This is a genomic window from Actinomadura soli (genome assembly GCF_005889715.1).
Lineage (GTDB): Bacteria > Actinomycetota > Actinomycetes > Streptosporangiales > Streptosporangiaceae > Spirillospora > Spirillospora soli.
Map to the genome: position 1 here is coordinate 1 of NZ_VCKW01000337.1, position 7,320 is coordinate 7,320.

The window sequence follows — 7,320 nt, forward strand, 5'->3', positions numbered from 1 at the left end:
GCGTTGGGGTCGGCGGGGAGCGGGGTGAGGCGGCGCTCGCCGTGGCTCCAGTAGACGCCGGGAGCGCAGGGGTCTTCGGCGTCGGCGTGCATCTCCCGGACGACGTCCGCGAAGACGGGGAGCACCTCCCGGACGGCCGCCGACATGATCGGGTACAGCAGCAGCGTGCTGTGGCACGGGACGCCGACCAGCGCGCCGTGCTCGTTCGGCCACGGGAGGAACTGGTCGACCTCGCTGAGCAGCGCCGACACGTACCGGCTGCCCGGCTTGGTGACCACGCGGACGTTGCGGCCCGGCAGCAGCGGCTGGTCGCGGACGGCGACGTCGGCGAGCTCGCGGTCATGGGTGTTCGTCATCACGTAGCCGAGCTTGTGGAGCCCGAGCAGCCCGGCGCGGGCCTTGGTGAGCGGGCCGCCGTAGCGCGGGTGCTCGATCATCACCATCGCGTCGAAGTGGTCCCCGGCGGGGACGACGACGAGGCCCTCCCGGTCGCGCGGCGCGAGCTTCGGGACGATGCGCAGCCGCAGCAGCTCCCTGACGTCGCCGAACAGCTCCATCTCACCGACGGCGAGGAACGCGCGGTCGCCGACCTCGCGGACCCACTCGTCCACCACCCGCGGCCACGCCGAGCGCGGCTCCCGGGCGCAGCGTTCGAGCACCGTCCAGCTGGAGGCACGCGCCTCCGACCGGCCCACGGGCAGCACCACCTCGGAGGTGCCGGAGTCGAACCAGGCGCTGGGCGCCAGGGCGGGCAGCACGTCGCGGATGAGCGCGTGCACGTCCGCCGCCGCGTCCAACGGTTCCATCGATGCTCATCCCCTTTCACCCTCAGGACGATCTTCAGGTCTCGGCGACTCACGTCACAACCCCCACCTTCTCAGAGTTCCGGTCGGTTGTGGGAGGCATCCGGATCCCCGCCCACGCTCGCTGATCATGACCTGCTCAAGTACCGTGCTCCCATGCCCGAAATCGTGTACCCGCCGGTGATCATGACGGCTCGCTGCGTGTTCAAGGCCCTGAACATCAAGATCCGTCTGGAGGGGACCGACCACATCCCGAGCACCGGCGGGGCGGTGCTCGTCAGCAACCACATCAGCTACCTCGATTTCATCTTCGCCGGGCTCACCGCGCATCCGGCGAAGCGGCTGGTGCGGTTCATGGCGAAGAAGGAGATCTTCGACAGCCGCATCGGCGGGCCGCTGATGCGCGGGATGCGGCACATCCCCGTCGACCGGGACGCGGGCGCCTCCTCGTACGCGGCGTCGCTGAAGGCGCTGAAGAACGGCGAGATCGTCGGGGTGTTCGCCGAGGCGACGATCAGCCGCTCGTTCACGGTGAAGGAGATCAAGAACGGCGCGGTGCGGATGGCGGTCGCCGGGAAGGTGCCGCTGATCCCGGTCGCGATCTGGGGCCCGCAGCGGCTGTGGACGAAGGGCCGCAAGCGCAGGCTGCTGCAGCGCGGCGTGCCGGTGACGATCCTCGTCGGCGAGCCCCTGCACCCGAAGCGCGGCGACGACTACGACCAGTTCACCCGCGATCTGCACGCCCGGATGTCGGCGCTGCTGGAGAAGGCGCAGCGCGAGTACCCCGACGTCCCGAAGGCGGGCGAGACGTGGTGGCAGCCCGCCTATCTCGGCGGCACGGCCCCGACTCCGGAGGAGGCCGAGAAGCTCGACCTGGAGGAGGCCGAGGCCCGCAGGTCCGCCGCCCGCGAGGACGGCGACGGTTCCTGACGGCCTCTAATTCGGTGGACGCGGCCGCCCGCCGGGCCTGATCATTTTTGGCATGACCACGCCACAGGAGATCCTCCATCTCGTTGAGCCCAGGGAGAACGTGACCGACCCCGGGCCGGAGTCGGTCCTGCCCGTGGTCTTCAACCTCAGCGACAGGAACTCGCCCGCCGACGTGATGGACGTGCTGTCGCTGCGCCCGTTCGCGTCCGGTGAGCAGCCCTGGTCCCGGTCGACGCGGCTGGAGCACGTCCGCGCGGACGCGCCGCTGCGTCCCGGCGACGCCCGGGTGGTGCGGGTGGCGCACGAGAAGCTGAAGGAGTCCGTGCTCGCCGAGGGCGACGGCTGGACGCTGCTCACCAACCGGTGGCAGAACGGCATCGCCTACCTCGCCGTGTCGGCCGTGACGGACGAGCTGGCGGAGACCGTCCTCGACGCGTCGGTGAAGGACGCGACCGACCCGCCGGTGGTGGACGAGAGCAGCGTCGAGATGGGCTTCTGGCACATGGGCACGCACGGTCCCACCCGCAACGAGCGCGCGATCACCGCCGACGCGTGGGCGGACATCCGGGGCAACTACACCGCGCCGGTCGCCGAGGCCCTCGACGAGGTCATGCGCCTCGGCCGCGACGACATGTCCGGACGGCTGCTGCTCCTGCACGGCCCGCCCGGCACCGGCAAGACGACGGCGTTGCGCGCTCTCGCCCGTGCCTGGGACGGCTGGTGCCAGTCCGACTGCGTCCTCGACCCGGAGGCGCTGTTCGGCACGCCCAGCTACCTCATGGAGGTCGCGGTCGGCGACGACGCGGACGAGGGCCGCTGGCGGCTGCTCATCCTGGAGGACTGCGACGAGCTGATCCGCGGCGAGGCGAAGCAGTCGACGGGCCAGGGCCTGTCGCGGCTGCTCAACCTCACCGACGGGATGCTCGGGCAGGGCCGGGACGTGCTGGTCGCCATCACCACCAACGAGGACCTCGCCATGCTGCACCCGGCGGTCGTCCGTCCCGGGCGGTGCCTCGCGCAGATCGAGGTGGGCCGGCTCACCCGCGCGGAGGCGGTGTCCTGGCTGGACGGCAGCGACGTGCCGTCCGGGGACGCCGGCGAGATCGGCGACGACGGCGCGACGCTCGCCGAGCTGGCCGCGCTCCGCAAGGGCGAGAAGCGTCCCGACAACGCGGGCGCCCCGACCGCCGCGACCGGCTTCTATCTCTGAGCGCTGCCTCCTTGCCGGGCGCCCCCGGCGCCCGGCATGGAGGCGGATCGGTGTTGATCCAGGTCAGGTCGCCTTGGCGAGGGCCTGGTCGATGTCGGACCACAGGTCGTCGGGGTGCTCCAGGCCGACGGACAGCCGGACCGTCGCCGCACCGATCCCGGCGGCGGCGAGAGCGGCGGCGTCCATCTGCCGGTGGGACGTGCTCGCCGGATGCATCACCAGCGTCGCGACGTTGCCGAGCGACGGGCCGAGCGAGATCAGCCGCACGGCCTCGGAGAAGACGCGGCCCGCGTCCCGTCCGCCGGCGGGCTCGAACGCGAGGACGCCGCCGCTCCCGTCCGGCAGCAGCCGGCGCGCCACCTCGTGCTGCGGATGGTCCGGCAGCCCCGGATAGTGGACGCGGGTCACGGACGGGTGCGCGGCGAGGCGCCGGGCGATGTCCAGGGCGGACGCGCTCTGCCGCTCCACCCGCAGCGGCATCGTGGCGAGACCGCGCACGGTGAGCCACGCGCCGAACGGGTCGGCGACGGACCCCAGGTCGATGGCGTGGTCCCAGACGCGCCGGTACACGTCCGGGTCGGCGAAGACGGCGATGCCCCCGATGACGTCGCCGTGCCCGCTCAGATATTTCGTCGTGGAGTGGATGACGATGTCGGCGCCGTGGTCGATGGGCTTGCAGAGAACCGGGGCGAAGGTGTTGTCGACGACGGTGAGCACGTCCGTTCCCTGGACGGCCGCGCTGAACGCGGGCACGTCCGTCACATGCGTGGTGGGGTTCGCGACCGTCTCCAGGTAGAGGAGGCGGGTGGCGGGACGGAGCGCGTCCCGCACCTCCGCCGGGTCGTCGCCGGAGACGTAGGTGACCTCGACGCCCCACCGTTCGGCGAGGTCCTGGAACAGCGCGAACGTGCCGCCGTAGAGGGTCGTCTGCGCGATGACGTGGTCGCCGCCGCGGAGCAGGCTCATCAGCACGGTGCTGATGGCGCCCATGCCGGACGCGGTGGCGAGCGCCCCGGCCCCGCCCTCCAGCTCGGTGACGGCCCGTTCGAGGGAGCGGACGGTCGGGTTGGCCATGCGGGCGTAGAAGAACGCCTCGTCCGGTCCGTGGAAGGCGGCGGCGAGATCGTCGGCCGCGTCGAAGGAGAACAGGTGCCCCTGGTAGAGCGGCACGGAGAGCGGCCGGCTCCCCGCCGGCACGGTCACGGGCGGGTGGACGGCGCGGGTCTGCGGATGGTGTCCGGTCATGTCTCCAGCCTGCGGCGGGAGCCCGGCCGGCGGAACGGCCAATTCCAACCAGTGGCCCAGTTCCAGCCGGTGCCGGGTTTGCGACCAGTGGCCCGGACCACGTCCCCCGACGTCGCGGCGCCGGACCACCGGCCCGGCCGGGGGCGCACCGGGCGCCCCTGTAGCCCGGTACGGTCCCCGTCGCCGGCTCACCCACCCCGCGAGGGTGAGCCGACGATCGGGGTCGTCCCGGACGGGTGACGCTCGGCGTCCCTCGGCCGGTGTACCGAGCATCGCCTGGAGAGCGCCCCCGCCACCATCCGGGAGATCACCGGCATTTTGCCGGTTTCGCCCGGATCAGGGTTTCCACGTACCTAGGGGTTCACTACGGGGTCGCCCGGGCGAACAGGCGCCGGTACACGCACCGCAGACCGTGGAGATCACTGACAGGCTCGGCGAACGGGAGCCGCAGATCGAACGCCGCGTGAACCTCCGATGGCGCCGCGGTGCGGCGCAGCCACATGCCGTACCGGTCGAGCCCCAGCGGACGGACCGTTCCCGGCGGCACGGACTCCGGCAGCAGCCCGGTCAGCTCGTCGCGGTGGCACAAGTCCAGATGCGTGAGGATGCCCGACTCGACGGCGACGAACGGGTCCGGCGCGGCGGCGGCGTACTCCTCGGGTTCGAGGGTCGCGCTCCCCCACGCGTCCTCGATCTCGACCTGGGCGACCTCCAGCGCGAGGATCGTCCACTCCTCCCGGTCGCCCCGCTCCGTGCCGCGGTCGAGCGGTTCCGTGCCGCGGTCGAGCGGTCCCGTGCCGAAGTCGAGCAGTTCGGGACGCGGATGGGCGTGCGAGAGGCGGAGCGCGGCGGCGCGCAGCTCGGCGTCCGGGAGCTCGCTGAGCCAGCCGTGCAGCCAGGCCCGGCCGCGGACGCGGTCCGGTAGCGCGATCGGCGCGACGTCGGAGATCCGCAGCGTGGCGGGCACGTCGGGCTCCGCGTCCGGCGCCGGGTTCCGGAGCCCGGAGGCGATCGGCGACGCGGACTGGACGAGCAGCAGCGGCCTGCCGTCCCGGTCGGTCGTGTGCGCCGGGACGGGCGCGTACGGGACGCCGGGCGCGACGAGGACGCCGTCCGCGATGCCGAAGGCGAGGGTCCGCGCCCGCTCCGCCGCCGTAGGGCCCTCCACCGTCTTCGTGGTCTGCGCTTGCCGCACCGTGCCTCCTTGACCTGCTAGGTTAGGCTTACCTAACTTAGGCATACCTAACCACCAAAGGAGCGTGATGAACAACCCTCGTCCCAAAGTCCGGATCTCGCGGGCCCTCGGCATCCCGCTGACGCCGAAGGCCGTCAAGTACTTCGAGGCCCGCCCCTACCCGCCGGGCGTGCACGGCCGCGCCCGCAAGCAGGAGTCCGACTACAAGGTCAGGCTCCGCGAGAAGCAGCGGCTCCGCGCGCAGTACAACATTCGCGAGGCGCAGCTCCGCAACGCGTTCGCCAAGGCCGCCAAGGCCGGCGGCAAGACCGGCGAGGCGCTGATCGTCGACCTGGAGCGCCGGCTGGACGCGATCGTCCTGCGCGCCGGGTTCGCCCGCACCATCTACCAGGCCCGGCAGTTCGTCGTGCACCGGCACATCCTGGTGAACGGCAGCCGCGTGGACCGTCCGTCCTACCGGGTCCGCCCCGGCGACGTGGTCACCGTCGCGGGCCGCAGCCGCGCCATGGACGCCTTCCAGATCGCCGCCGCCGGCGGCCACACCGAGAAGGTCCCGGCCTACCTCGACGTCCGCCACGACGCCCTCGCCGCCCAGCTCACCAGGCTCCCGGAACGCCGCGAGATCCCGGTCATCTGCGACGAGCAACTGGTCGTCGAGCACTATTCGAGGTAGCCCAGGGGACGCCCTGCCTGTCTCAGTGGAGGGCGCCTAGCTCTTTGCGGGCGGTCGTGCGGAGGGTTCTCAGGGCGTCCACCAGGACATGGCGCTGGTCTTCGGTCAACGGGCCCGCGAAGTGCTCGCGGAGGGTTTCGGCGTGGACGCGCAGGGCCTCGTCCAGTTTCGCGCGGCCGGCGTCGGTCAGTTCCACGAGCTGGCGGCGGCGGTCTCCGGGAGCGGGCTCGCGGCGGACGAGGCCGGCCTCCACCATCCGGTCGATGATCCGGGTCATGCCGCCGCTGGTCAGGATCAGCTCGCCGGCCAGGTCGCCCATCGTGTGCGGGCGGTCCCCGGCGGCGCCGGACAGCTTCAGCAGGACCTCGAACACCGCGTGCCGGATGCCGCAGCGACGCTCCAGCTCCCGGCCCGCGATCCGCTCCAGCACCGACGCGGCGCTGAGCAGCGCGCCGAACTCGTGGACCAGCTCGTCCGGGACGACCCCGCCCCCGGTCCCGTGTTCGCTCCGCCCCGTTTCCGTCACGGTCGACATGATGCCCCGCCTTCGTCCAGCGACCCCGTCCATCGGCACAACGCGCGGCGCCCCGCGCGGCTTCCGCGCGGGGCGCCCGGCCTGATCGTCAATTGTTCGGCGTGCCGGTCTTCTCCGCCTTCGGCGACGTCGGCGCGCCGCCGCCGGGGACGCCGGGGAGCTGCCCCGGCTGCTGGTTCTTGTTCTGCTCGTTGACGCCGGAGGCGTACTGCTGGGTCACCTTCCACTCGCCGCCGACCTTGCTCAGGGACAGCCGCAGCAGCGTCGCCGGCTCGGTGGCCTGCCCGTCCTTCGTCTTGAGCGAGATCTCGACCATGACCACCGCCGTGGCGAACCTGCCGTCGACGCCGCCCACGAAGACCCGGTCGGTCTTGGACGACACCGCCACCTGCGAGTCGGCCTTGAAGGCGTTGGTCAGCGAGGTGAGCGTGTTCTTCTTGAACTCGTCGAGGAGGTCGCCGGCCATCAGCTTCTGGGCCTTCTCCGCCTGCGTCTGGTAGTTCTGCGCGTTGTAGCTGAACGCCGCGTTCCCGTAGGCGGAGGCGACCTTGCTCACCGCCTCCCGGTCGTCCTCCATGGCCGAGAGGGAACTCGCGCTCCGCCACTGCCAGATCGCCAGGCTCGCCAGCAGCGCGACCAGGACGACGACCACGACCGCCTGCACCGTGCCCAGCCCGAAGATCGTCGGCTGGGCGGCGGCGGTCGGCTCCCTCTCCTCCGGTTCCTCCT

The 7,320-nt window shown here is 72.1% G+C and carries 8 protein-coding genes; 3 read left to right on the top strand and 5 right to left on the bottom strand.

Annotated features, from left to right (window positions below; all coding sequences use genetic code 11):
• On the bottom strand, positions 1 to 806 hold an 806-nt coding region (locus tag ETD83_RS37245; protein WP_138649904.1), incomplete at its 3' end, for a hypothetical protein.
• A 153-nt stretch (positions 807 to 959) separates the two neighbouring features.
• On the opposite strand from ETD83_RS37245, the gene ETD83_RS37250 reads away from it, so the two are divergent.
• Both ETD83_RS37250 and ETD83_RS37255 read left to right on the top strand, forming a co-directional pair.
• Entirely contained in the window at positions 960 to 1,733 is a 774-nt protein-coding gene (locus ETD83_RS37250; protein ID WP_138649905.1) for a lysophospholipid acyltransferase family protein, read from the top strand.
• A gap of 52 nt (positions 1,734 to 1,785) precedes the next feature.
• Positions 1,786 to 2,943 carry a DUF5925 domain-containing protein gene (locus ETD83_RS37255; RefSeq protein ID WP_138649906.1) on the top strand — a complete coding sequence of 386 codons (1,158 nt, stop codon included), beginning with the start codon at positions 1,786 to 1,788 and terminating at the stop codon, positions 2,941 to 2,943.
• Between the two features lie 63 nt (positions 2,944 to 3,006).
• Here ETD83_RS37255 and ETD83_RS37260 read toward each other — a convergent pair whose 3' ends face one another.
• Together ETD83_RS37260 and ETD83_RS37265 are read right to left on the bottom strand one after the other, a co-directional pair.
• Entirely contained in the window at positions 3,007 to 4,188 is a 1,182-nt protein-coding gene (locus ETD83_RS37260; protein ID WP_138649907.1) for a trans-sulfuration enzyme family protein, read from the bottom strand.
• A 364-nt stretch (positions 4,189 to 4,552) separates the two neighbouring features.
• Positions 4,553 to 5,383 carry a DUF2470 domain-containing protein gene (locus ETD83_RS37265; protein ID WP_138649908.1) on the bottom strand — a complete coding sequence of 277 codons (831 nt, stop codon included), beginning with the start codon at positions 5,381 to 5,383 and terminating at the stop codon, positions 4,553 to 4,555.
• 67 nt (positions 5,384 to 5,450) lie between these two features.
• On the opposite strand from ETD83_RS37265, the gene rpsD reads away from it, so the two are divergent.
• The gene (rpsD, locus tag ETD83_RS37270) at positions 5,451 to 6,056 is read left to right on the top strand and encodes a 30S ribosomal protein S4 (RefSeq protein ID WP_138649909.1); all 606 of its coding nucleotides are present in this window, start codon (positions 5,451 to 5,453) and stop codon (positions 6,054 to 6,056) included.
• Between the two features lie 22 nt (positions 6,057 to 6,078).
• On the opposite strand, the gene ETD83_RS37275 is transcribed toward rpsD, so the two are convergent.
• On the bottom strand, positions 6,079 to 6,582 hold the full coding sequence (locus ETD83_RS37275) for a MarR family winged helix-turn-helix transcriptional regulator (protein WP_230421446.1): 504 nt from the start codon (positions 6,580 to 6,582) through the stop codon (positions 6,079 to 6,081).
• Between the two features lie 97 nt (positions 6,583 to 6,679).
• On the bottom strand, positions 6,680 to 7,320 hold a 641-nt coding region (locus ETD83_RS43200; RefSeq protein ID WP_171064661.1), incomplete at its 5' end, for a hypothetical protein.

Bases quoted from the DNA above. Each gene is read 5' to 3' on its own strand.
- ETD83_RS37250 (WP_138649905.1), top strand. From the start codon at position 960: ATGCCCGAAATCGTGTACCCGCCGGTGATCATGACGGCTCGCTGCGTG.
- ETD83_RS37255 (WP_138649906.1), top strand. From the start codon at position 1,786: ATGACCACGCCACAGGAGATCCTCCATCTCGTTGAGCCCAGGGAGAAC.
- ETD83_RS37260 (WP_138649907.1), bottom strand. From the start codon at position 4,188: ATGACCGGACACCATCCGCAGACCCGCGCCGTCCACCCGCCCGTGACC.
- rpsD (WP_138649909.1), top strand. From the start codon at position 5,451: ATGAACAACCCTCGTCCCAAAGTCCGGATCTCGCGGGCCCTCGGCATC.